The 25042-nt window shown below is 39.9% G+C and carries 24 protein-coding genes; 5 read left to right on the forward strand and 19 right to left on the reverse strand.

The features are described from left to right. Positions 1-153: 153 nt before the first annotated feature. From VGE44_RS14065 to VGE44_RS14075, 3 genes are all read right to left on the reverse strand, one after another. A complete protein-coding gene (locus tag VGE44_RS14065) occupies positions 154-402 on the reverse strand; it encodes a cytochrome b5 domain-containing protein (protein ID WP_331080200.1) in 249 nt (82 codons plus the stop codon). Positions 403-686: 284 nt separating this feature from the next. Then, positions 687-1394 carry a lycopene cyclase domain-containing protein gene (locus tag VGE44_RS14070; RefSeq protein WP_331080202.1) on the reverse strand — a complete coding sequence of 236 codons (708 nt, stop codon included), beginning with the start codon at positions 1392-1394 and terminating at the stop codon, positions 687-689. 9 nt (positions 1395-1403) lie between these two features. After that, positions 1404-1955 (reverse strand): hypothetical protein, encoded by a 552-nt coding sequence (locus tag VGE44_RS14075; protein WP_331080204.1) that lies wholly within the window; start codon positions 1953-1955, stop codon positions 1404-1406. 135 nt (positions 1956-2090) lie between these two features. Between VGE44_RS14075 and VGE44_RS14080 the strand changes: the two genes are divergently transcribed. After that, positions 2091-2618 (forward strand): SRPBCC family protein, encoded by a 528-nt coding sequence (locus VGE44_RS14080; RefSeq protein ID WP_331080206.1) that lies wholly within the window; start codon positions 2091-2093, stop codon positions 2616-2618. A gap of 731 nt (positions 2619-3349) precedes the next feature. Here the strand turns inward: VGE44_RS14080 and murB are convergent. From murB to lpdA, 3 genes are all read right to left on the reverse strand, one after another. Next, positions 3350-4363 (reverse strand): UDP-N-acetylmuramate dehydrogenase, encoded by a 1014-nt coding sequence (murB, locus tag VGE44_RS14085; protein ID WP_331080208.1) that lies wholly within the window; start codon positions 4361-4363, stop codon positions 3350-3352. Between the two features lie 28 nt (positions 4364-4391). After that, positions 4392-4835, reverse strand: a complete 444-nt coding sequence (locus VGE44_RS14090) for a sterol desaturase family protein (RefSeq protein WP_331080211.1) — start codon at positions 4833-4835, stop codon at positions 4392-4394. A gap of 166 nt (positions 4836-5001) precedes the next feature. Beyond that, positions 5002-6405 carry a dihydrolipoyl dehydrogenase gene (lpdA, locus tag VGE44_RS14095; protein WP_331080214.1) on the reverse strand — a complete coding sequence of 468 codons (1404 nt, stop codon included), beginning with the start codon at positions 6403-6405 and terminating at the stop codon, positions 5002-5004. A 313-nt stretch (positions 6406-6718) separates the two neighbouring features. On the opposite strand from lpdA, the gene VGE44_RS14100 reads away from it, so the two are divergent. Continuing rightward, complete coding sequence (locus VGE44_RS14100) at positions 6719-8380, forward strand: M1 family metallopeptidase (RefSeq protein WP_331080216.1); 1662 nt, start codon at positions 6719-6721, stop codon at positions 8378-8380. Positions 8381-8898: 518 nt separating this feature from the next. Beyond that, positions 8899-9639 (forward strand): head GIN domain-containing protein, encoded by a 741-nt coding sequence (locus tag VGE44_RS14105; RefSeq protein WP_331080218.1) that lies wholly within the window; start codon positions 8899-8901, stop codon positions 9637-9639. A 112-nt stretch (positions 9640-9751) separates the two neighbouring features. Here the strand turns inward: VGE44_RS14105 and odhB are convergent, their stop codons facing one another. The 3 genes from odhB to VGE44_RS14120 all read right to left on the reverse strand — a co-directional run bounded on the left by odhB (position 9752) and on the right by VGE44_RS14120 (position 15513). After that, on the reverse strand, positions 9752-10981 hold the full coding sequence (gene odhB, locus VGE44_RS14110; protein ID WP_331080220.1) for a 2-oxoglutarate dehydrogenase complex dihydrolipoyllysine-residue succinyltransferase: 1230 nt from the start codon (positions 10979-10981) through the stop codon (positions 9752-9754). A gap of 20 nt (positions 10982-11001) precedes the next feature. Then, positions 11002-13797 carry a 2-oxoglutarate dehydrogenase E1 component gene (locus VGE44_RS14115; RefSeq protein WP_331080222.1) on the reverse strand — a complete coding sequence of 932 codons (2796 nt, stop codon included), beginning with the start codon at positions 13795-13797 and terminating at the stop codon, positions 11002-11004. Positions 13798-14079: 282 nt separating this feature from the next. Beyond that, positions 14080-15513, reverse strand: a complete 1434-nt coding sequence (locus VGE44_RS14120; RefSeq protein WP_331080224.1) for a DASH family cryptochrome — start codon at positions 15511-15513, stop codon at positions 14080-14082. Positions 15514-15645: 132 nt separating this feature from the next. On the opposite strand from VGE44_RS14120, the gene VGE44_RS14125 reads away from it, so the two are divergent. Together VGE44_RS14125 and VGE44_RS14130 are read left to right on the forward strand one after the other, a co-directional pair. Beyond that, entirely contained in the window at positions 15646-15837 is a 192-nt protein-coding gene (locus VGE44_RS14125) for a hypothetical protein (RefSeq protein ID WP_331080226.1), read from the forward strand. Next, positions 15806-16234: a CBS domain-containing protein gene (locus VGE44_RS14130; protein ID WP_331080228.1), complete on the forward strand. Its 429-nt coding sequence runs from the start codon at positions 15806-15808 to the stop codon at positions 16232-16234. The genes VGE44_RS14125 and VGE44_RS14130 overlap by 32 nt, the downstream gene beginning before the upstream one ends. A 474-nt stretch (positions 16235-16708) precedes the next feature. Here the strand turns inward: VGE44_RS14130 and VGE44_RS14135 are convergent, their stop codons facing one another. The 10 genes from VGE44_RS14135 to VGE44_RS14180 all read right to left on the reverse strand — a co-directional run bounded on the left by VGE44_RS14135 (position 16709) and on the right by VGE44_RS14180 (position 25027). Next, positions 16709-17020, reverse strand: a complete 312-nt coding sequence (locus tag VGE44_RS14135) for a (2Fe-2S) ferredoxin domain-containing protein (RefSeq protein WP_331080230.1) — start codon at positions 17018-17020, stop codon at positions 16709-16711. Positions 17021-17078: 58 nt separating this feature from the next. Beyond that, positions 17079-17951 carry an FKBP-type peptidyl-prolyl cis-trans isomerase gene (locus VGE44_RS14140; RefSeq protein ID WP_331080232.1) on the reverse strand — a complete coding sequence of 291 codons (873 nt, stop codon included), beginning with the start codon at positions 17949-17951 and terminating at the stop codon, positions 17079-17081. Positions 17952-17960: 9 nt separating this feature from the next. Beyond that, on the reverse strand, positions 17961-18434 hold the full coding sequence (locus VGE44_RS14145) for an FKBP-type peptidyl-prolyl cis-trans isomerase (RefSeq protein WP_331080234.1): 474 nt from the start codon (positions 18432-18434) through the stop codon (positions 17961-17963). Between the two features lie 122 nt (positions 18435-18556). Next, positions 18557-19867: an AarF/ABC1/UbiB kinase family protein gene (locus tag VGE44_RS14150; RefSeq protein ID WP_331080236.1), complete on the reverse strand. Its 1311-nt coding sequence runs from the start codon at positions 19865-19867 to the stop codon at positions 18557-18559. A gap of 34 nt (positions 19868-19901) precedes the next feature. Further along, the gene (locus VGE44_RS14155) at positions 19902-20555 is read right to left on the reverse strand and encodes a TetR family transcriptional regulator C-terminal domain-containing protein (RefSeq protein WP_331080238.1); all 654 of its coding nucleotides are present in this window, start codon (positions 20553-20555) and stop codon (positions 19902-19904) included. 30 nt (positions 20556-20585) lie between these two features. Then, positions 20586-20774 carry a hypothetical protein gene (locus VGE44_RS14160; protein WP_331080240.1) on the reverse strand — a complete coding sequence of 63 codons (189 nt, stop codon included), beginning with the start codon at positions 20772-20774 and terminating at the stop codon, positions 20586-20588. 219 nt (positions 20775-20993) lie between these two features. Next, positions 20994-22784, reverse strand: a complete 1791-nt coding sequence (locus VGE44_RS14165; protein WP_331080242.1) for an acyl-CoA dehydrogenase family protein — start codon at positions 22782-22784, stop codon at positions 20994-20996. 105 nt (positions 22785-22889) lie between these two features. After that, complete coding sequence (locus tag VGE44_RS14170) at positions 22890-23249, reverse strand: four helix bundle protein (RefSeq protein WP_331080244.1); 360 nt, start codon at positions 23247-23249, stop codon at positions 22890-22892. Between the two features lie 167 nt (positions 23250-23416). Beyond that, positions 23417-24595 carry an acetyl-CoA C-acyltransferase gene (locus VGE44_RS14175; RefSeq protein ID WP_331080246.1) on the reverse strand — a complete coding sequence of 393 codons (1179 nt, stop codon included), beginning with the start codon at positions 24593-24595 and terminating at the stop codon, positions 23417-23419. A 63-nt stretch (positions 24596-24658) separates the two neighbouring features. After that, positions 24659-25027 carry a four helix bundle protein gene (locus VGE44_RS14180; protein WP_331080248.1) on the reverse strand — a complete coding sequence of 123 codons (369 nt, stop codon included), beginning with the start codon at positions 25025-25027 and terminating at the stop codon, positions 24659-24661. Between the last annotated feature and the right edge of the window lie 15 nt (positions 25028-25042).

Genomic DNA, 25042 nt, shown 5'->3' on the forward strand with positions numbered 1-25042 from the left:
CAATGACACTACTCTTGTCATTGCGAGGAGGCACGACGAAGCAATCTTATGACGATTATCACTATTGTAAGGGGATTGCCGCGCTGCACCTGCCTACGGCAGGCAGGCTCGCAATGACATTACGATTTCGGGTCAATTGTCAACTGTCAACTATCAACTGTCAATTGTCACCAACCTCCCCACAACCTCAAACTTCGCAAACACCTGATCGCTATGGGGTGCATCCTTTAGTTCGTCTGTCAAATCCTGCCCGGCCCAGTGCTCATAGTGCTTCCCGTTTTTCCATAGCCGGCTTTCGGTAACATCATAAATTATGCCTTTGAATGCGACCCAGATCTGTGGTTTATCCTGCCCATTTCTCAGGGCGAGATAGGACTTACTATATTCTGGAAGCTTATTCATGAATCACTAATATCCGATTAAAATAAAATTTACCAATTATTATACTTCTTTCACTGACTTTAAACCTCCAGTATTTTTACCTATACTGACAGGATCGTTCATATGCTTTGGCCTAAGTACAAAATCTCCGTTAACGTTTTTTTCCGCCTCAGCTGGTGCGGTAGGCACAGACCAAGCCAATGCATTAACTTTAATAGCATCAGGTGCAGCGGCGGCATTTTGTTTCTTTTCTGCTGCAGGAAAAGAAAAGAGAAAAATTATTAGTTAAGAATAAGATCATTATTTCAATTTTTTCTGGACGCAGCTGATTCAAATACTGCCTTTGCCCGTTTACGGAAATACTCAAAGAACATGACATTCAGCAATAGCATCGCCATCGAATAAAAATGATCCTCAAATGGGATGGTTCCGACTCTGAATGCCATATTCTCTTCATTATTATAAAGGACTACCGGAATTGAAGTCAGCAATCCATTAACAATATAAAATGGGATCAGGGAAACCAGATAGGCGAGATAGAACCTGCTTAAAAACTTCAATTTGAAGACAAACTGGGCTAGCAGCAAAATCACCAGCAGCAGGCCAAAGGTAATCAGCGAATAAACCTTATCGTAATACAGCAGCAATAAAACGGCACATAAAAGGATCAGTGCATAGGTGATATAAACAGAAACAGATGCTAACAGATCCCCCTTTATATAATAATTAAGGCATTCATAGATAAAAATACAGGCAAAGGGAACAGTCACAAAAAAGAGGACTTCCTCTAAGGGTAAATTCAGAAAATAAATGCCTATGATGTAATCAGGATTGAAAGACCATACCCCGTAAATGGTAAAGAGATAATCCCAAAACAGAAAAAGCAAACCGCTGATAAAAAGCCCGGGGAAGATATTTTTCCAGCTTTGATAAAATCTGACCCGCTTATCAAATGAAAGAATGACAGGAAATAATACAGTCAGAAAATTGATCAGCAGATAGGTATTCTCCATATTCAAATATCAGATATACTTTTTGAATACGGGCAGTTCTTCTTTCAGGCATCTGTCAGATTCGATCATAAATGCGGCTATATTCCTGATCAGGGGAGCATCAGCAAGTCCGAACTTCTTGTTTTTGAATTGCCTGACAATCGCTTTGCGGTCCTCATCAAGATCCTTACTGAAACCCAAAAAGGAAGGAGTATAATGCTGTATAGTGAATCGCATAAAGCGGATCTCCAGATTATTGGGATCACGTTCTACTGCTTTCCTCATCGTCTTTTGTGAAAGGGATACATATTTGATCTTATTGTAAGGATTCCAGCTATGCTTTGCTTTCAAAGCTTCCAGTGTACCGATATAGGCAACAATGAGCGGACTTTGGTTGCTCTCAGACTTAAGCGTAAGATAGAGTGAGTCAGTTACAGCTGAACTTTCAATTGCCCGGTGAACCGCTACCTTGATATTTCTGATTTCATCCAGCCCGATAGATTCTGCGTACGAATGGACTGATAAGAATATAAATATGAGTACTAAGAACCTGAATTTCATCTGCTGTAATATCGTTTTCAAAATTAAGAAAAATCATCCCGGATGAGCCATAATTCTGTTTAAGCTAAGACCACATCCTGTTAAGCGAAAAAAAAGAGAAAAAATATTAGAATAAGTCCAAAATTCTTTAACTTAATATTACCTAACGTATTAATTATGAAAGCATTGCGAATTATTGGAATTATTGTGATTGTATTGGCTGCCATTTATTTTATTGGTGGACGTTTGCTGCCAAAATCATATTCTTTCCAGAGATCAATTTTAATCAAGGCAGCAGACAGTGTAGTCTACATGAATGTTGCAGATATGAACAATTTCCATAAATGGAATCCCTGGCTTAAAATGGAACCTACTGCAAAGATAAAAATTAGTGGTACCAGTGCAGAGCCGGGTAATATATGGGAATGGGAAGGTGAAGAACTTGGATCAGGAAGTATGGAATTGGTTAAAGTAAATCCCTACACTTCGCTGGATTATGAGCTTAAATTTCGTCAACCCCATGAAAATTCGGCCACTTCTAATTTTAGCTTTGAAAAGACCTCGGATGGAATAAAGGTTACCTGGTCATTAAGTGGTGAGTCGAAAACTTTACCCGACCGCTGGATGGGTTTAGGTATGGACATGATGATGGATAAGCCATTTACCAGCGGACTGGAGTCTTTGAAGGAGCTTTCTGAACAATAAAGTGCTGGGTTGATAGGGAGTTTACGGTAAAAGGGGTTTGGTTCGTGACAATGGAGGGAGGTTCCTGCCTGCGGTGGTTCTAAATGCCTGGGTTTGTTGCCGGAGATCCTGGCAAAGCGAATTACAAAGTTGTTTGGGTTTGCGGAAATTCAAGTCTAATTGCATACAACAAATTGGATTGGGGAGGTTCCCACTTTCGTGGGATCCGATTTTATCGGATGACAAGGGTTGTTTAGGTTAGGGAGATCCCAGCTTTCGCTGATCCGACTTTGTAAGAGGCGATACGGGTAGTTCAGACCTGAACTAATGGGACTTTATAACATGTTGCAGGAGGTTCCCACTTTCGTGGGAATGACAACGGTTTTTTAGGATTAGGGAGATTCCAGCCTTCGCTGGAATCGAAGTGCTAAACCCTATGCTAAATGATGTTTCGTTTTAATTATTATATTCAATATTTATTTCAGGGGTTGCAATGGAATAGTTCTTTATTATACGATTGACCTGGGCCGATTCCAGCGAAGGCTGGAATCTCCCGATCACTCCCACCCGATTTGTCTTCCGATAATTATCGGAACCAGCGAAAGCTGGAACCTCCCAATAATAACAACCCTTTTTCAAGCGATCAAATCGGTCCGAGCAGAGCTGGATCCTCCCGATCTCTAAATAATGGAATTACACCTTTTGACTGAAGCCAGATTGACTTTTCCCGAATAAGAATTAGCTTTTTAACCTCAAATAATATTAACCTCGCGCTCAAGATGAATACCAAATTTGGCATGAACGCTTTCAATAATTGATTCTGAAAATTGATAGATCTCCTTACCGCTCGCATTGCCATGGTTTACCAGTACCAGGGCCTGATTCTTCCATGTTCCGGTATTGCCAGCAATTTTGCCTTTCCATCCGCAATGCTCAATCAGCCATCCTGCCGAGATCTTAATAAATCCCTCTTGTGCGGGGAAATGGACCAATTCAGGGAATGCTGCCTTCAACTTAAGGAACTGAGCTTCAGGAATTACCGGATTCTTAAAAAAACTTCCGGCATTACCAATGGTCGCCGGATCAGGTAATTTGCTTACGCGGATATGAGAAACGACAGTAGAAAGATCTTTTATACCGGGATTACTGATTCCCCTTTTCCGGAGTTCATCGCTGATGGCACCATAGGCCAGCTCAGGCTTGAATATTTTTGAAAGTTTAAAGCTTACTTCAGTAATGATGTAAAGTCCCTTCAGGGCCGACTTAAATACGCTGTCGCGATAGCTGAATCCGCAATCCTCCTTATCAAACACCCTGATCCTGCCACTTGCTATCTCAAAGGCCCTGCATGAGTGGAAAATATCCTGAAGTTCAACACCATAAGCTCCGATATTCTGTACCGGAGCCGCACCAACTGAACCGGGGATCAGGCTCAGATTTTCAATGCCGGCGAATCCATTATCCACACAATAATTAACCAGATCATTCCACACAACACCTCCGCCGGCGGTCACAAAAACATCATCCCCTTTTACCTCATAGCGGATGCCCTGAATTTTCATATGAATGATAAGGCCGCTGAAATCGGTGGTAAACAACATATTGCTGCCCCCGCCCAAAACCAAACGCGGACAATCTTTCCAGCGATCCTGTGCAAACAGAGCCTGTAAATCATTTTCATCCCTTATATCAACGTACCAGGCTGCATTGGCTGCAACTCCGAAGGTATTGAGCTTCTTAAGAGGGACGTTTTCGATTACCTGCATCTGCAATTATTTAAAGGGAAAATAGCATTTATTTCTGACTGAAATACTTTTTGGAAGCAAGCAGCAGGCCAAATTCTTCGGAAGGATTCTTTTTTGTCGACTTATGATGGATCTTATGTGCCCTTCTGATTCCTAAAAGATATGGGTTGGTAGATTTAAAACTCTTAAAACGATTGTGTATGAACCAGTCGTGAAAAATAAAATAGATTATTCCATAGACCGAAATCCCAAGCCCTATCCAAAACTTATAACTTAAATCAAGTCTTCCTACCCACATCAGATAAAGCGATATGGCGGCAAAAAGCAGACTAAATACATCATTAAATTCAAACCAGCCATGCCTTTCACTATGATGGCTTTTATGAATAAACCATAAAGGACCGTGAAACAGATACTTATGAATAAACCATGAAAATGCCTCCATAGCTGCAATGGTAAGTAGGATTATTGCAATATGATAGACAATTTGCATTGTTGGTTATCTGTTTTTTGTATTAGTTATCAGTTGTCTGTTATCTGTTGCCAGTAATTTTCTCGCAAAGAATACAATGCTGCTTTCTATTGGGACTTCGGAAATATTTCTCTTGGAACAAATTTCCAAAACTTATAACCTATAACTTAAAACTTATAACTCCAAATTAAATATGAATTGCTCTATTTTCAGTAGCCGCCATACTGGCTTCTTTAAATGCCTCGGTATAAGTTGGGTGTGCATGGGATATTCTTGCAATATCTTCAGCTGATGCCCTGAATTCCATTGCTACGACCGCTTCTGCAATCATGTCAGCGGCTCTTGGTCCGATCATGTGTACACCAAGGATTTCGTCGGTGGATGCATCCGCAAGTACTTTAATAAATCCGTCTGAATCATTACTTGCCCTGGCACGTCCGCTGGCTTTGAATGGAAATGAACCGCTCTTGTATTTAGTACCACTTTCTTTCAATTGCTCTTCAGTATAGCCCACACTAGCCACTTCAGGCCAGGTATAAACTACTCCGGGTATCAGATTATAATTGATATGTGGTTTTTGTCCGGCGATAACTTCAGCCACAAAAGTTCCTTCATCTTCGGCTTTATGAGCCAGCATAGCACCTTTTATCACATCACCTATAGCATAAACTCCGGGAACAGAAGTTTCAAGGTGCTCATTCACAGGGATCTTTTTACCACGCTCATCTAAAGTGATTCCAATATTCTCAAGGCCCAGATTTTCAGTGTATGCGACACGGCCTACTGCAACAAGGCAATAATCACCTTCCAGACTGATTTTTTCGCCTTTCGGACTATCAGCAGTTACAGTTACCTTATTACCTTTTACACTTGCTCCTGTAACTTTATGACTTAACAGGAATTCCATTCCCTGTTTAGCCAGAACTTTCTGAAGTTCTTTACCCAAACTCTTGTCCATTGTGCTGATAATAGAATCCATGAATTCTACTACGGTAACCTTTGATCCCAGACGGGCATAAACAGAGCCCAGCTCAAGTCCGATAACACCGCCACCGATCAGGATTAAATGCTTTGGAATTTCGGTTAAATTCAATGCCTCGGTTGAAGTAATGATTCGTTTACCATCAGTTTTCAGGAAAGGAAGCTGAGTTGGCTTTGAACCAGTTGCGATGATCACATTTTTACCTGTAATAGTTTCAGAGGTTCCGTCGGCCTTGTTAACTTTCACTGTATTTTTATCGACCATAGAGCCCATTCCCTGAAAGGTACTCACCTTGTTTTTCTTTAAAAGGAATGCAATTCCCCCCGTGGTGTGGGCAACAACCTCATCCTTACGCTTCACCATTTGTTTCAGGTCGGGCTTAAGGTCCTTAAGATTGATACCATGTTCTTTGAATGTATGAAGGGCATTATGATAATGTTCTGATGAGTCTAATAAAGCCTTTGATGGAATACATCCTACATTTAGGCAGGTACCACCATATGTACTGTATTTTTCAATTAGTGCTGTTTTTAAGCCCAACTGGGCACAACGAATGGCGGCAACATAACCACCCGGACCACTACCTATAACTATTACGTCGAATTGCATTTTGTATATTTTAAATTTGGATCAAAGTTAACAAATATTAGGATTAATAGGATTAGTAGGATTATAGGATTTTAGGATTTGGAAAGCTGCTATAACGAAAACTATTATGAAGTATGAATCACGCTAATCATAAAATAGGATTGATAGGATGATAGGATTAATAGGATTAGGAACGCTGCTCTTACGAAAACTAACACGAATTATAAATCTAACAACCATTCTAATCCTAAAATCCTATAATCCTATTAATCCTAATTAATTACATTTGATATTCTTTGACCAATTATTACAAGCTATAATCAATACAAACCTCATGTTTAAGATAAAGACTCTGACCCTCCTACTCTTTTCACTGACATTCTTAATCACAAACAGCCAGGGACAAGACAATACCTTTACAAGAGCTGATACACTCAGAGGAAACTTAAGTCCGCTGAGGAGTTCATATGACATCAATTACTATCATCTGGATATCAAACTTGATATCGAAAAAAAGATGATCAGCGGATCAAATCTGTTCAGATTCACCGCGGTTCAGGATCTAAAGCGGCTTCAGTTCGATCTTTTCGAAAATCTGAACATCGAAAAAGTAAGCTACAGGGGGCAGGATATTCCATTTAGCAGAGAATTCAACGCAGTTTTAATTGATTTTCCGGAAAGCATAAAAAAGGGAAGTAAGGAAGAATTCAGAGTGTTTTATAATGGGAATCCAACAATTGCGATAAATCCGCCCTGGGATGGAGGATTTACTTTTTCCAGCGATCAGAACGGCAAGCCATGGGTAAGTGTGTCCTGCCAGGGCTTTGGAGCAAGTTCATGGTGGCCTACCAAAGACCATCAGTCGGATGAGGTTGACAACATGCTCATCAGCATTGCAGTCCCGAAAGGATTAATGAATGTAAGCAATGGCCGGCTGCGTTCTGCTAAAGACCTTGGAGATGGTTATACCCAATTTAACTGGTTTGTTTCTTATCCGATCAACAATTACAATGTCAGTCTCAATGTGGCCGACTATGTCCATTTCAATGATAAATATCCCGGCGAAAACGGGAATTTAACGCTTGATTATTATGTTCTGAGGGAGAATCTTGAGAAAGCAAAAAAGCAATTCGGCGCGAATGTAAAGCCAATGTTTAAAGTCTTTGAAAACTGGTTTGGCCCCTATCCCTTTTACCGCGATGGATATAAACTGATAGAAACCCCCTATTTGGGCATGGAACATCAGAGTGCAATTGCTTATGGCAATAAATATCTCAATGGATACAGAGGCCGGGATCTTTCGGGTACCGGACTTGGCTTAAAATGGGATTATATCATCATCCATGAGACCGGACATGAATGGTTCGGAAATAATATTACGGCGAAGGATATTGCCGACATGTGGATACATGAGGCCTTTACGATGTATTCGGAAGCCCTGTTTGTTGAAAGCAGAGACGGAAAAGCTGCCGGTTCGAAGTACATTGCCGGTATCAGGTCGAATATCATGAATAACAAACCTATCATTGGCACCTACAATGTCAATCAGGAAGGATCAGGAGATATGTATTATAAAGGGGCTAACCTGATTCATATGACCCGCATATTGCTGGATGATGATAAAAAATGGCGTGAATTATTGAGGGGAATAAATAAGGAATTCGGCCTTAAAACAACCACTACAGAGGAAATTGTGAATTATATAAACAAGCTCACGGGAAAGGATCTGACTAAAATCTATGATCAGTATCTGCGTTATGCCCGGATTCCAGTCCTGGAGTACAAACAGGCAGGAAATCAGGTTTCATATCGCTGGCAGGCAGATGTAGCTAATTTTGACATGCCGATAAGGATAAAACGGGGTAATAAAATGGAATGGATCAAACCCGAAACTGAATGGAAAAAGATAAAAATGAACGCTGCCTTTAGTCCGGACACCCTGAACTTCTACATCCGGCTTAAGCAGATTGAATCTGGAATCAATAGTGTCCAGTGAAAATAAATTTTCAGATAAAATAGCCATTTATATCCTATTTAGCATGTTTTTAAGTGTTGGATAAAAAGCAAGCTCCCTCAAGGAAGGTATCAGTTTTTATACTTCTTTCACTGACTTGAAACCTGCAATATTTTAACCTATACTGACAGGACTGTTCATAAGCTTTGGCCTAAGCACAAAATCTCCGTTACCGTTTTTTTCCGCCTCAGCTGGTGCGGTAGGCACAGACCAAGCCAAAGCATTAACTTGAATAGCATCAGGTGCAGCGGCGGCATTTTGTTTCTTTTCTGCTGCAGGAAAAGAAAAAAGAAAAATTATGAGATAAGAATTAAGATCATTATTCCTATAATTTCAATTTTTTCCAGACAGTATTGAAACAGAAATCAGCCAATCGGAATAAAATCCGAAAATAAATTTATACCCATGCAACTTTATTCCTAAACCCGCGTCTCATCTTAATAAACAGAAAAACTAAAGCTCGGAACACCGTTCGGGCAAAACCATAAAAAATAATTAAGATGAAACACCTCAGAAAATTTATTACACTGGCATTATTCATTGTTGCCGGATCAGAACTCACAGTAGCGAATACAAAAGGCACTGTTACAGACAGTAAAATAATCAATACAGACGATGAACGTCAGGTGTCGGGATTCTCCGGAATTACTATTTCGGGAAGACACAATGTTTACATCACTATGGGTAATACCGAAAGTTTACGTTTAGAGGGCGATGCCACTGCGATTAATGAAATTGAAACCAAGGTAGAGGATGGAGTTTTAAAGATTCGCAACAAAAAACAAATGAACACCCGCAGCTGGAATAATACCGGCAAGGTTAATATCTATATTCAGGCTAAAAACCTCAACAACCTTGTGCTAAGCGGTTCAGGAAATGTAGAGGTGAATGGTAAAGTAAAATCAGCTAATCTCAGCAATACCATCAGCGGTTCAGGAAGTATAGAAGTCTCTATGGAGGTTGAAAATTACAGTGCAGTAATCAGTGGTTCAGGCGAAATCAGTGCAAAGGGATATGCAAAAAATGCGAAGATCACCATTGCCGGATCAGGCGACTTCGAAGGCAACAATTTAAAAACCTCCAATGCCAATGCAAAAGTAAGCGGTTCAGGCGATATTTCAATTATTGCTGATAAACAACTGGATGCAGTGGTGAGTGGCTCGGGAGATATCAGATACGGTGGTAACGCTGCGGTGAAAAGTACCAAAAGCGGTTCGGGCAACATTTCAAAAAGCTTGTAAATACAGTCGTCAACACGATATTTTCAATATTAAAAAGGGTACTACATTTTACATGAAGTACCCTTTTTACTTATAACTTACAACTTATAACTTACAACTTATAACCTATAACTTAAACTCCCAGTAACAACCTTGCCGGATCCTCCAGCAATTGCTTAACCCTTACCAGAAATCCAACTGACTCGCGTCCGTCAATAATCCGATGATCGTAGGATAAAGCAACGTACATAATCGGTCTGATCACTACCTGACCATTCAGGGCCACCGGTCTTTCAACAATATTGTGCATACCCAGAATTGCAGATTGAGGTGCATTTATGATCGGAGTTGACATCATTGAGCCAAATACACCACCATTGGTGATAGTAAATGTTCCACCGGTCATCTCTTCAATAGTTAATTTACTGTCACGGGCCTTAACAGCTAATTCCACTACTGTTGCTTCAATCTCGGCAAGAGACTTCGACTCGGCATTCCGGATTACCGGAACTACCAATCCTTTTGGTGCAGAAACAGCTATAGAGATATCTGCAAAATCATTGAATACAATTTCTTCTCCTTCAATGCGGGCATTAACAGATGGGAAATCTTTCAATGCTTCACAAACAGCCTTGGTAAAGAAAGACATGAACCCTAAACCAACGCCATGCTTCTCTTTAAATTTATCTTTGTATTTGGCACGCAATTCCATGATTGGCTGCATATCTACTTCATTAAAAGTAGTCAGCATTGCTGTTTCATTCTTAACCGTTACCAATCTCTTAGCAACTGTCTTGCGCAGTGAAGACATTTTTTCACGTCTTTCGTTTCTTGAACCTGCGGCGGCCTTTGCTGCAGGAGCGGCTGCAGCAGGTTTTGCAGGAGCACTTTCAGCTTTAGCAGATGCTGAAGCATTCAGAGCATCTTCTTTAGTTAATCTTCCTCCAACTCCACTTCCACTCACATTAGCAGGGTCAATTCCCTTTTCAGCTAAAATCTTAGCAGCAGATGGTGATGGAGCTCCTGAAGCGTAAGTACTTGCTTTGGCATCTTCAACCTTCATTGCCGGACTTTGAGCCTCGGCTTTAGGTGCTGCTTCTGCAGCAGGTTTACCTGCTGCCGGACTTCCACCTTCTTCAATACTGCATACAGGTGCTCCAATCTCAAGAGTATCGCCCTCTTTTGCAATGGTTTTTAAAGTTCCGGCCTTTTCTGCTGTAAGTTCAAATGTTGCTTTATCAGATTCCAACTCCGCAATGATTTCGTCCATTTCAACATAATCACCGTCTTTTTTGATCCACTGGGACAATGTAACTTCGGAAATAGATTCGCCTACTGGCGGAACTTTGATCACTAAACTCATAATGGTTTTTCTTAATACTATTAGTCAATATCAATAACTTTCTTTGCTGTTTTTTCTACCCGTTTTTTTACCTCAGAACCTGCTGCTTTCGCTTCAAATGCTTTGGCAATAATAAATAACTGTTGAGCAACATGCTGCTTCGCATAACCTGTTGCGGTACTACTGCTTTCGTTACGTGACACTAAGTCAAAATTAATTGATGACTTACGGAATTTTCTCGAAATATATGGCCATGGCCCCATATTCTCAGGTTCTTCCTGTACCCAAACATGCTCATCCGCATTCTTATATTTACTTCTGACAGCTTCAATCTGATCATAAGGTAAAGGATACAATTGCTCCAAACGAACAATCGCAGTATCTTTAATTTTATCAGTCTGCTGCTTCTCAAGAAGATCGTAATAAATCTTTCCGCTACAGAACAATACCCGTTTTACATCAGCAGCCTTTACATAAGTGTCATCAATCAGCTCACGGAAGCCTCCGTCAGTAAATTCTTCAAGCTTACTTACACATTGTGCACTTCTCAGCAGACTCTTCGGCGTAAATACGACCAGGGGTTTACGGAAATCACGCTTTAATTGCCTGCGCAAAACATGGAAGAAGTTCGCAGGTGTTGTACAATTGGCAACCTGTATATTCTCGTCGGCACATGCTTCCAGGAATCGCTCGATTCTTCCCGAAGAATGCTCAGGTCCTTGTCCCTCAAATCCGTGCGGAAGAAGCATGACCAGACCATTTGAGCGCTGCCATTTTGTTTCGGCACTGGTTATAAATTGATCGATTACGATCTGTGCCCCGTTCACAAAATCACCAAACTGTGCTTCCCATATTGTCAGCGCCATAGGGTTTGCCAGTGCATAACCATATTCAAAACCCAAAACTCCATACTCAGATAAGTGTGAATTATAAATCTCGAATTTGGCAGCACCATTATCGAGCATCGCTAAGGGAACATATTCTTCTGTTGAATCTTCAAGAGTGATGACAGCATGTCTGTGGGAGAAAGTACCGCGCTCTACATCCTGTCCGCTCACACGTACCCTGAAACCCTCCTGAAGCAATGTTCCATAGGCGATCAATTCACCCATAGCCCAATCGAACACTTTGGTTTCCGACATCTTTTTCCGCTCTTCGAAAAGCTTTTCAATTTTCTTGAAAAACTTCTTATCTCCGGGCAAAGTGCTTATTTCTTTTGCGATGGAAAGAATATTCTTCGCAGGAACTTTTGTGTTTACCGGCTCGGCCAAGGCGCCCGGTTTTGCCAGACGAAGCCCAGTCCATGATCCGCCAAATATCTGGTGTACAGCCGAATAGCTTTGATCTTCTTTCGCTTCATTTAATCTGTCCTGTAGTAAAGCACGGAAGCTTTTTTCCATTTCCTTGGCCAGGTTAGCATCTACAGTACCCTGATCCAATAATTTTTGATTGTAGATCTCCCTTGGGTTAGGATGCTTTTCAATCGCTTTATATAAAAGCGGCTGAGTGAATTTAGGTTCGTCAGCCTCGTTATGACCGTATCGGCGATAACATAAAATATCTATAAATACATCATTATGGTATTTCTGGCGGTATTCTACTGCCATGTTGATTGCATAAACAATGGCTTCCACATCGTCCCCATTCACGTGAAATACAGGAGATAGTGTAACCTTTGCCAGATCAGTACAATATGTTGAAGATCGTGCATCTTTGAAATTAGTTGTAAAACCTACCTGGTTATTAATAACGAGGTGAATACTTCCACCTGTTTTATAACCATCCAGTTTTGCCATTTGAAGAACTTCATAAGTTATTCCTTGTCCGGCAAGTGATGCATCACCATGGATCAGAATTGGGGCAATACGTTTATAGTCACCACCATATTTAAAATCAATCTTTGAACGAACCATTCCCTGCACAACTGAATCCACAGTTTCGAGGTGTGATGGATTAGGACATAGGCTTAAATGGACTTTTTTACCGGAACCTGTTTGAACATCAGTTGAATAACCCAGGTGATACTTTACATCACCTCCATAGGGTGTGTTGGCATCAAAACCCTTACCTTCAAATTCAGAAAATATATCCTTATAAGTTTTCTGCATGATATTGGCAAGAACGTTCAAACGACCACGGTGAGCCATCCCTATCACGAACTCATCTATGCCTAAATCAGCGCCTTTACCAATAACAAAATCCAAAGCCGGAATTACTGTTTCTGCCCCTTCAAGTGAAAATCGTTTCTGACCTAAGAATTTGGTGCCGAGAAAATTCTCAAAAACGACAGCTTCATTCAGCTTTTTGAGAATTCCTTTCTTGGTTTCAATACTGAAATTTGGCGTATTACGCTCAGATTCCATTCTATGCTCAAACCATTTAAGTTTTTCGGGATTTCTGACATACTTATATTCAACCCCTATTGATTGACAATAGGTTTGCTCAACAAGGGCCAGAATATCCTTTAATTTAGCAGGACCGATACCTACTTCAACGCCTGCATTAAATACTGTTTCAAGATCCCCATTATCTAAACCAAAGGTCGAAAGTTCTTTACCTGGAAAATAAGACCTGCGCTCCTGAACTGGATTGGTTTTAGTAAACAAATGTCCGCGCTGTCTGTAGCCGTTTATGAGATTTAATACTTTTATCTCCTTTAAGAAATGATCAGGAGTTTCAGCACTAACTACCCCTGCTTCGGAACCGCGACCAAAATCGAATCCTTCAAAGAATTTCTGCCAGCCAAACTCAACCGAAGCCGGGTCTTCTTTGTATAACTGATAGAGAGAATCGATGTAAGCAGAATTCGCGTTGTTGAGGTATGATAAATTTTTCATTAGTATATTATAGTTTTTCAAGTCACGCATGTGCGGGATTGCATGAGCTAAAGTTCATTTTATTAGGTGAGGGTTAAGCTTATGCAGGTTTCATTTAAAAACAAAGTGTTTGCGACACAAAAATAAGATTTTAAGCATGGAATCGTGTAAAAGTGTACGCTAATTTGAAATTAAGGGCACACAGGGAATCACATAATTTCCACGCCGGAAAATTAAGAAAAAAAAGTTCATGAATACTGCTTAAATATGCTTTAAAAGCCATTAATTAACATTTCTGTTGAATTACTTTTTTACAAAGACTAATTCAGGTGTATAGGGAGGGGCTGTCAGATAGTTTACCAATTGATATTCAGACTGTTCGGCTTGCGAGAGGTTCCAGGGCTGATGAACCCCGGCCCCGGGCACCTTTGAAAGTTCAGGGATCCATAACCTTACATATTCGCCCTGAGGATCGTACTCAATTGCCTGTTTTAACACATTGAAATAACGATATTCCCTGGGATCATTTCCCACGCCGGCAACATATGCCCAATTCCCCCAATTATTTGCCGGACAATAATCAATCAGTTTTTCTTCAAAATAAGAAGCTCCCCACATCCAGTTAACCTTCAGATCCTTTACCAAAAAGCTGGCTACATTCTGCCGGCCTCTGTTACTCATAAAGCCTGTTGCATTCAATTCCTTCATATTGGCGTCAATAAAAGGAATGCCTGTTTCAGCATTTTTCCAGAGTTCGAAAAGTTCCTGCTGGTTTTCGCTTTCTTCGGGTGCAATACCCTTGAAGCCTATTTTCTGAAAAAATTTATTTCCGTATTTCTTAAACATAAAGCGGAAATAATCCCTCCATAATAACTCCAGAAAAAGGCTATAGGTTGAATCCACGGAACCATGGGCCTGATCATATTTTTTAATCTCCCAGTAAACTTCTCTTGGTGAAAGGCATCCCAATGCAATCCAGGCAGAAAACTTGGATGAATAATCAGAACCTAAGAGGCCATTACGTGTTTGCTTATAATTCTGAACAGCGTTAGTGTCCCAGAAATAATCCTGCATACGCTTCAAAGCCTCTGTCTCTCCACCATAAAATTTCATCACAGATCGTGGGTCTTCGGGTTCAAATTCATCAAATCCAAAATCACAGAGATCAGGTATTTTGCTGCTTTCCAGATTCTCTGGAAAATTCATAATGCCCGGAGTTTCGTGACAAGGCCTTACTGAGCCGTCGCGTTCAACTTTCTTACGAAAACTGGTAAAGACATCAGGAATACTATTGATCGGAAAGGGAAGGTCTTCCTTGTGATACAGTGTATGACCGATGAAATGCTTCAGATTAATTTTAAGCTTCCACAGTGCATTTTCAACGTCTGCTGAAACCCGGGTCTCTTCAGACGCTACTTCACGGTGATGATACACTTCATTGACCTGGTATTTTGCAACAAGTTCAGGAAGAATAATTTCAGGTTTACCAAACTTAATGATCAGATCACCTCCCGCCCTTTTAAAAGAGTCGCGTAAGTCAGCTACACTTTCCAGTAAAAAACGGGTGCGTATCAGACCTGTTTTCCTGGTCTGGAATGAGGTCATTTCAAATTGACGGGGATCAAAACAATATACAGGAATAATTCTGTCACCTTTTCGAACCGCCTCAGCTAAAATCTCGTTATCGTGAATCCGTAAATCTTTTCTAAACCAAACTAAAATGGTTTTACCGCTCATATTTATTTAAGGCTCCCCCCGAATACCTTCACGCATTAATATTAATGAAAATTTGAATGTTGTGGCAAATTACGGTCATAAGATTGACTTTCTTAATCATTTTCATGTAAGATTTTAAATAGGTGCAGAATTTTGGCAGAAAAAGAAGGATTTAGCAAATCGGTATATAAAATTCAGGCAATCAATTTATCCTGGATTAAAAAAATCAGGCTTAAGCCAGATTCAATTATTGAAATTTCTAAATCTTATCCATTTAATATTTTATTATATTTAATAGCTAAACCATCTGATTATGAAAACAGTAAGGAATATTCTACAGTATAAATCCCAGTCAATTTACTCTGTTGACCCGGATACTTCCGTTTTGGATGCTCTTAAAATTATGATGGATAAGAATATCAGTGCCTTACTGGTGATGGAAGGCCCTGAACTGAAAGGAATTTTTACAGAACGGGATTATGCCCGGAAGATCATTCTGCAGGGGAAATCTTCAAAAGAAACTAAAATTAAAGAGGTAATGACTGCAAGTCTGGAAGTTATCAACCTGAACTCAAGTATCGATCATTGTATGCAGATAATGACGGATAAACACATTCGCCATTTACCAATAGTCGATAACGGAAAGGTTTCAGGAATGATTTCTATCGGGGATCTGGTGAAATTTGTCATCAATGACCAGAAACAAACGATTGAGCAATTGCAGAATTATATAAGTAGTTAGGTGCGGGTCAAGCCCGCACTGACAGGGGTCAAGCAAGGTGTCATTAAGTATAGAGTCGGGAGGTTCCAGCTTTCGCTGGAATGACAAAATTTTTTGGTTAATAAGGAGATTCCAGCCTTCGCTGGAATCGCATGAAGGAACCGTATTATAAATGATGTTTGCTTTAACTCATTTTTTGTCTTTATATATCTTGGGAATGAGGAGTGATCTGAACCGATTCCAGCGAAGGCTGGAATCTCCTCACTCCCAAACAACCCTTGTCATCCGATAGCTATCGGATCCCACGAAAGTGGGAACCTCCGGCAATACATTTTAGGTTGAATCAGCGACGGCTAGAATCTCCACAGTTCCCCCTATAGGGCTTGTCATTCCCGCGAAAGCGGGAACCACCCAACATATGGACGCCTGCTTATTCGATATAAATTTATAGGTAAACTATAGGATTGACAAGCGAAGGGAATGATGGAAGAGGTATTACTTTTCGGTGATCAGCAACCTGCTGACGATTCTGTCATTTTCCAGGTGTTCGAAAACGATTTCTTCAACATCGCTTAGCTGTACTTTACCGTAGAACACTCCCTCAGGATAAATTGCAACGGTTGGTCCTTGTTCACAAATATCAAAACAGCCTGTCCGCTGAGCTCTCATCTCAACATCAAGTCCTTTGTTCTTTATCAATTTTTTAAATTCTGCGACAAGCGCTGAACCATGCTCTTCTCCGCAACAAACCCTTGCGCCGGCTGGACGCTGATTTGTGCAAATGAAAATATGCTTCTTATAAATCATCTTAAAAGAAAGATTGATTATTGAATAAAACCAGCTTCTACTTTATAAGCCAGGAACATTACTTGACATCAGTAACATTAACCTCAAAATCCAGGCAAGAGAAAGGCGGAATTGAAGGGGAACTTCCCTCCATACCATAAGCCAGTGCTGAAGGAATTAGCATACGAATACTACCACCCTGATTAATGAGAGGAATTGCCTGTTGCCATCCTTTAATCACCGAAGTGAGCGCAAAGGTTGCCTCGCTTCCGGCTACTGCACGATCGAATATTGTACCATTCAGTAATTTGCCTGTATAGTTTGCAACCACTGTTGAATCAACGCTTATTGGACTTCCTGTACCTGGCTGACCTATTTTATAATATATTCCAGTGTTAGTCTTGCTAAAGCCGGTCATGGCATTCTTTTCCATGTACTTGATTATTGTATAATCATCATACTGCGGAATTTTCTCCTTCTCCATTACCTTAACAACAATATCAAGTGAGGAATTGCCAGGTATTTGTGTTGTACCATTCCTGCCAAATGCCAAACGAGAAGGAACAATAATTCTGATTGTTCCATTTGATTTTTTTAGCACCTCTTTGATTCCAACGCGAACGGCTTCAGGATTGAAATATCCAAGGTAATTGTAATATCGGTTACCATTACTGAAAGTATCAACGGCAACATATTTACCATCCAATGAGCGTATTGTGACTAATGCAGGAGTAAGGTCTGAATATTGCACTTCAGCTCCAAGTCCCGGACTAACAACCTGATAATAAATACCAGTACCATTATACTCCTGAACAGATAAACTATTTTTCTGTATGTATTCCTTAACAGTACGGTCATCAATTACTTCGATTGACTCATATTCCTTAACACAGGAAACAAGGATGCCCGACAAAAAAATAACTGCAAAGGCGTATTTAAAATATTGTTTCATTTTGTGCTTTTAATTTTGAACATCCACTAATTCGATATCAAAATCGAGTACCGAATTTGCGGGAATCGGGCCTGAACCCTGAGGTCCATATCCATAACCAGAAGGAATGAACAATCTGATCTTGCCTCCTTTTTGGATCAGAGGAACACCGATTTGCCAGCCTACAATAACCTGCCCCAGCTTGAAAGCAAGTGGTTGTGTGGTTGATTTATCAAAAACCTGTCCCGACAATAATCTGCCGGTATAATTAGAGGTGACGGTTGTATTAGCTGTATAAGTGATATTACCAGCACCTGATTGAATAATTTGATAATACAAACCACTGGAGTGCTTTATCGCAGATATATTATTATCAGTCAGGAATTTAACAATTGTTGCATCGTCCTTTTGAGCCTGAACAGTTGGGTCAACATAATCATCTTTAAGACATGAGCTTAATCCAAGCATCATGACAATAGAGAACAGTAATAGGTGAATTTTCATATTGCAGCAAATTTATCCTTTTAAACGTTAAAAAGTAAGGATTAACATTTTTTAACAAAATATTTTAATTTATCACGCCCTTAACGAAATCCCCGAAGATCCAAAGCTTTGATTATTCCAATTTAAACAGCGACCTCCAAATGCGGATACCATGTATCTGTTCTTACAGTTGCACCCAGATCATGAAGCATATTATATAAACCAAAGTTTGTCCGGTTAACATAAATAAAATGCTTTACACCCCGGGCCTGTTTGAACTCAGGCATTCGGGAAATCTTCTCTCCATAGGAATAAAGCTTATCAAAGAATTCGGACTTGCTAAAATCAAAGGTATCCGACATGTATGGCTGAGCAAACAATTCGATCATTTCCTTATAAATCCTGTAGTAAAATTCGATTTGCGCCGCATCATCGTTTTCCCGGATCATCTCTAACTGCCGAAATGCTTTAATTGTCCTGGCCTTATCTTTCAGCATATCTGTAGAGGTAAGCGAAAAGAAAGGATAGTAGAAGTCATCCGGCATTTCTTTAATACATCCAAAATCGATAATCCCCAGTTTTCCTTCTGATGTGATCAGGAAATTCCCTGGATGAGGATCAGCATGTACCGCTCTTAACTCATGCTGCTGAAAATTATAAAAATCCCACAAAGCCTGACCAATCTTATCTCTGAGTTCCTGTGAAGGATTCGTCTTCATAAATTCTTTCATGTGCTGTCCTTCAAGCCAATCCATAGTGATAATCCGTTTTGAAGAAAGATCAGGATAATAGGCAGGGAAAACCACATTAGGTATGTTTTTACAAGCTTCAGAAAACTCTATGGATCTTGTTATTTCGAGGTCGTAATCAGTTTCTTCGAGCAGCCGTTCTTCTACTTCAGTCATGTAAACTTCCAGCTCCTTCTGACTCATTCCTAATAAGCGGAATGCAAATGGCTTTACCATTTTAAGATCCGAAGATATACTGTCGCCAACTCCCGGATATTGAATTTTAACTGCTAACTTTTTACCATTTAAGCTCGCCTGATGCACCTGTCCGATAGAAGCCGCATTGGCCGATCTGATGTTAAATTCATCATAGATCTCTGAGGGTGTTTTACCAAAATATTTACTAAAAGTCCTGACTATCAGTGGACCTGATAAGGGGGGAGCATTGTATTGAGAGAGCGAAAACTGATCGACGTATGCTTTAGGTAATATATTTTTATCCATGCTAAGCATCTGGGCTACCTTGAGGGCACTTCCCTTCAACTCACTTAAGGATGCATAGATATCTGTTGCATTATCAAGATTTAACTCATCTTTATTGAGAGAGGGATTAAATAACTTTTTAGAGTAATGCTTAATGTAATTTCCGCCAACCTTGAGACCAGTTTTTACAAATTTAGCTGAACGTTCTGTTTTTGATGTTGGAATACTGTCCTGTTCTTTCATTTAGCAATTGAAGTTCTAATTGTCATTATGGCTATTAAAACTTAACATTTGGTTTCATGCCGCCATTATTCATCATGAACTTCCCATAATCGAACAGACTATCTAATGGTGATTTACCAAAAAGATCGAAAGTGACATTAATTCCCTTTTCAATGGCTTCATCAGTTTTTTCAAAGCCAGGGCTGTTATCCTTAGCCCAGAAATTCAAAATGACACCAAACTGAATCCAGAGAGCGTCTTTATATTTCGATGTCAGGAAACGTCGGTTTGCCAATTCTCCCGACTCTACGCCCTGATCCACCAGACCGGATGCAAATCCTTCAAAAAGCTTTTTAACTCCTTTTAAAATTGCCGGTGTACCAATACTTTGCCCTGAATGCTTCAAACTATACAATACAAAGCTTCTTTTACTCTTCAGCAACTCAATAAAGGCATAAAAAAATGCAAGCGTCTTCTCACGTGAAGAGTATTGCTCCCATATTTCCTGATTTTGTACTTCAGTCAATGTTTTATCACAAAGCTCAGTCCAGATCGATTCTTCAATCCCTTCAAAGGAAGCATATAAATTATAGAACTCCTCTTCCGTCAGATTATTTTCTTTTGCAAATACATAAACCGAGGCTGGTTTGATGCCTTTTGTCAAAACATAATCTATATAAGCATTTTGAATTTCTTCTGCAGTATTCATAGCATTATTCATATTGGAATATAATTGTCTTTAAGACTTTTTCCTGGTCTTGTCCTGATCAGAAACACGCAGCGGTATATAAATCAACTGCTTTTTATTTGATTCCTGAGGATTAAGATCAGGAAGAAAATCCTGAAGTTTCTCTTTCAGGGCCTTTAATTTGTCAATCAGTCCGGACATTTCAAGAATTGCTATGGTGATTAAATTAACTAATTTCATAAACTATTAATATTAATTGCCTGATTCAGCTTTAAGATATACGTTATTTATAGTCAAAGAGTTTGCCAGAAATCTTCCAAATAGTTTACATTTTGTCATATTTTGTAATATTCAGGATGCATTGCAAAAATAGCTCAGAGGATAGCTACTCAGATTATTAAAAGGGCATCAGACCGGCAAGAACCAATCTGATGCCTTAATTCTAAATTAGAATATTACTTAATAACAATATTTATTCGCCTCGATCAATTGTTTTGCGACACGTTGTCTTGTTTCCTTGATATTAAAAGGCTCTGATTTTGTAAAACGTCTCAATCCCACCAGCATCATTCTTAGTTCATCACCTTCAGCGAATGAATAAAGGGCTTCCTTACCAGCTACAGAAACCTTATCAACAGTTTGATAAAGATAGATTCGCATCATATCCAGTTGTCCGGCACATGCTTCTTCTCCTCTTAATTTCACCAGTTTTTCTACCCTTAACATGGTTGATTCGGCAACATATATGTATCCAATAATGTCAGCAATATTCATCAGGATCTCCTGCTCTTTTGACAGGGTCATCATCAATTTCTGAACTGCGGCACCGGCAATCATCAATCCTGCCTTTTTCAGGTTCACCAATTGACGCTTCTCTGCAGCAAATAATGAATTATCTTCTTCTCCAAAATCAGGAATTGACATTAATTCGGCAGCAACAGCCTGGGCAGGAGTCATCAGATCCAGCTCACCTTTCATTGCACGTTTCAAAAGCATATCCAGAATAAGCATCCTGTTAATCTCATTGGTACCCTCAAATATTCTGTTGATGCGGCTATCGCGATAAGCACGTTCCATAGGTGCCTCAGCAGAATAACCCATCCCGCCATAAACCTGCAGACCCTCATCAACGATATAATCCAATACTTCAGACCCCCACACCTTAATAATTGCACATTCCACAGCGAATTGCTCGGTAGATTTCAATTTAGCCTGTGAAGGTTCCATTCCTTCTGCTACCAAAGCATCATATGCATCATCAATATTCTGTCCGGCACGGTAAGATGCGCTTTCAAGAGCAAAATTCCTGGTAGCCATTTCTGCAAGTTTATAGCGAATGGCCCCGAACTTGGATATTGGCAAACCGAACTGAATACGTTCATTCGAATAATTTATCGCCTGATTCAAAACCTTACGGGAAGAGCCGATAGCTGCAACACCAAGTTTTATCCGGCCGATATTCAGAATATTAACAGCTATTTTAAAGCCATTCTCACGTTCTGAAAGCAGATTAGCTACTGGAACAGGACAATCGTTAAAAAATACCTGTCTTGTTGATGATCCTTTAATACCCAGTTTATGTTCCTCAGGGTTCATCGTAATTCCACCAAAATCCTTTTCTACAATAAATGCAGACAGGTTTTTATCCTCTCCAATCTTTGCAAAAACAATAAATATATCCGCAAAACCACCATTGGTTATCCACATTTTCTGACCGGTAATCAGGTAGTGAGTACCTTCTGCATTCAATACAGCCTTTGTCCTCCCTGAATTAGCATCTGAACCTGAATTTGGCTCAGTGAGGCAATATGAAGCTTTCCATTCGCCTGCTGCAAGTTTTGGGATATATTTATCCTTCTGCTCTTTAGTGCCATAATAGAGAATAGGTAATGTACCGATTCCTGTATGTGCAGAAAGTGCTACCGCAAAGGAGCATCCGGCCCCAACTGAATCGGCTACCAGCATAGAAGTATTGAAATTCTTGCCAAAGCCACCATATTCCTCAGGAATCGAAACAGCTAATAAACCCAGCTCTCCAGCCTTATCCATCAGGCTCACCATTAAGCCTTCTTCCTGATTATCGATTCTGTCGAGATTAGGAAATACCTCTGCTTCCAAAAAATCCTCACAGGTTTTTTTGATCATCAACTGCTCTTCGTCAAATTCTTCAGGGATAAAAATATCCTCACATGCGGTTTCGCGAATAATAAATTCTCCGCCTTTTATTGATTTGGTTTTTGCTGCGCTCATAATATTAATTGATTAAGGAATAAGGAGCAAAGAATAAGGACAGATCAGAGTTAATTGTACTATTATTTTGTCTATGCACGTTTAGCCTTATTCTTTGTTAGTAATTCATTTCTGTTCAAGACTTGTTAAAAACTTAGTTAACATCTTTTGAAGTTTTATTATTTTATCTATTAAGTTGTCTAAATCCTGAGAGTCAAGAATTCCAAACTCATTGGATAATATTAGCTGTGTTTCTAATTCGAACAAGGAACCTAAAGCAACCTTAATGAAGTAAGAAAACTCCTTATTTGATGACCTTGAAGATCCCTCTGCAATATTTGATGCCACCGAAACACTGCATCTATTTATTTGGGAAACCAATCCAAATTTTTCTTCTTTAGGATAATTTGAAGTCACCTTGTAAACTTCTTTCGCAAGCACGATAGCATCCAACCAGATATTAAGTTTCCTGAAATTGTGCATCATATAGATTTATATCAATGAAATACTTATTCTATCTGTTAAGATATTTTTATCCTTGCCCTTATTCTATTTATTAATCCTCTAAATAATACGGCTCTAATCTTCAACTACCGCCCATTGTCAATAGAACCTAATTTGTCCTTATTCTTTGTTCTTTGCTCCTTATTCAATTACATCAGCTCAAATATCCCCGCTGCTCCCTGCCCCGTCCCAACACACATGGTAACCATTCCAAATTTCTTTTCTCTTCGTTTCAATTCATTAAAAAGCTGAACTGACAGTTTTGAGCCTGTACAACCCAGAGGATGACCAAGGGCTATGGCACCTCCGTTAACATTTATTTTGTCCTGATCTAAGTCCAGAGTTCTTATTACAGCAAGAGATTGAGATGCAAACGCTTCGTTCAGCTCAATGAGATCCAGATCCTGCTGCTTCATCCCTGCTTTTTTCAAGGCAAGTGGAATAGCCTCTATCGGACCGATACCCATAATTCTTGGCGGCACACCTGCGACACCATAACTTACCAGACGGGCAATTGGCTGTACATTTAATTTCTTCAACATTTTTTCTGAAACCACCAATACAAAGGCTGCCCCATCAGATGTTTGGGATGAATTACCTGCAGTAACTGAACCTCCGGCAGCAAATACCGGTTTGAGGTTAGCGAGCTTATCGATCGCAGTATCAGCCCGCGGACCTTCATCCGTATCAACAATAAATTCCCTTGTTTTCTGCTTTAAATTTTCGTCCAGATAGGTTTCCTTCACCGTAATAGGTATCAGTCCGTCTTTAAGATGACCATTCTTTATTGCTGCAATGGCTTTTTGATGAGACTTAAATGAAAATTCATCCTGATCTTCACGGCTAACCTTGTATTCTTTCGCTACGGCCTCGGCTGTAAGACCCATACCCCAATACCAGTCAGGATTATTCTTAGCGACATCTGCATTCGGAACCAGTTTCCAGCCTCCGAAGGGCATACCCGACATCACCTCGACCCCACCGGCAACAATACAATCGGCCATCCCCGACCTTATTTTTGCAGTTGCAATGGCTATAGTCTCCAATCCGGATGCGCAGTAACGGTTAACCGTAACCCCCGGAACTTTATCCGTATCCAGCCCCATCAGAGAGATCATACGTGCAATATTAAGACCCTGCTCTGCCTCAGGAGTTGCATTTCCGACGATCACATCATCGATCTGATCCTTATCCAGATCAGGTACCGAGGCCACCAGATGTCTGACCACTTCTGCCGCCAGATCATCAGCCCGTGTAAAACGAAATACACCGCGGGGTGCTTTTCCAACTGCGGTTCTGTACGCTGCTATGATATATGCTTCTTCCATTGCATTAGATTTGAGATATGAGATATGAGATATGAGAATATCCTGCCTCTCACATATACATTTTTAATTGGTTGAGGATTTCTTAATTAACATGTTTTGAAATCCATAATTCATTTTTTGTAACTCATCAATTAGTAAAAGCAACTTTTCTAAATCATCAGTATTTATAAGCCCTAGTTTATTAGAAATAAATAATTGAGTTTGAAGCTCAAAAGATGATCCGTTTGCAATTCCTAAAAAATAATTAAACTCTTTTGCAGTGTTCCTGCCTGCACCTTCAGCAATATTTGATGATATTGAAACTGCTGCCCGTCTTGACTGTGAAGTTAATCCGAACTTTTCTTCATTAGGAAATGAGCCAGTGATCCTATAAACTTCAACTGCCAAATCAATAGCCTTATTCCAGATCTTAAGCTCTTTAAGGTTATGCATTTCTATCAGATTTAG

The sequence above is a fragment of the Daejeonella sp. genome, from assembly GCF_036405355.1.
Taxonomy (GTDB): Bacteria; Bacteroidota; Bacteroidia; order Sphingobacteriales; family Sphingobacteriaceae; genus Daejeonella.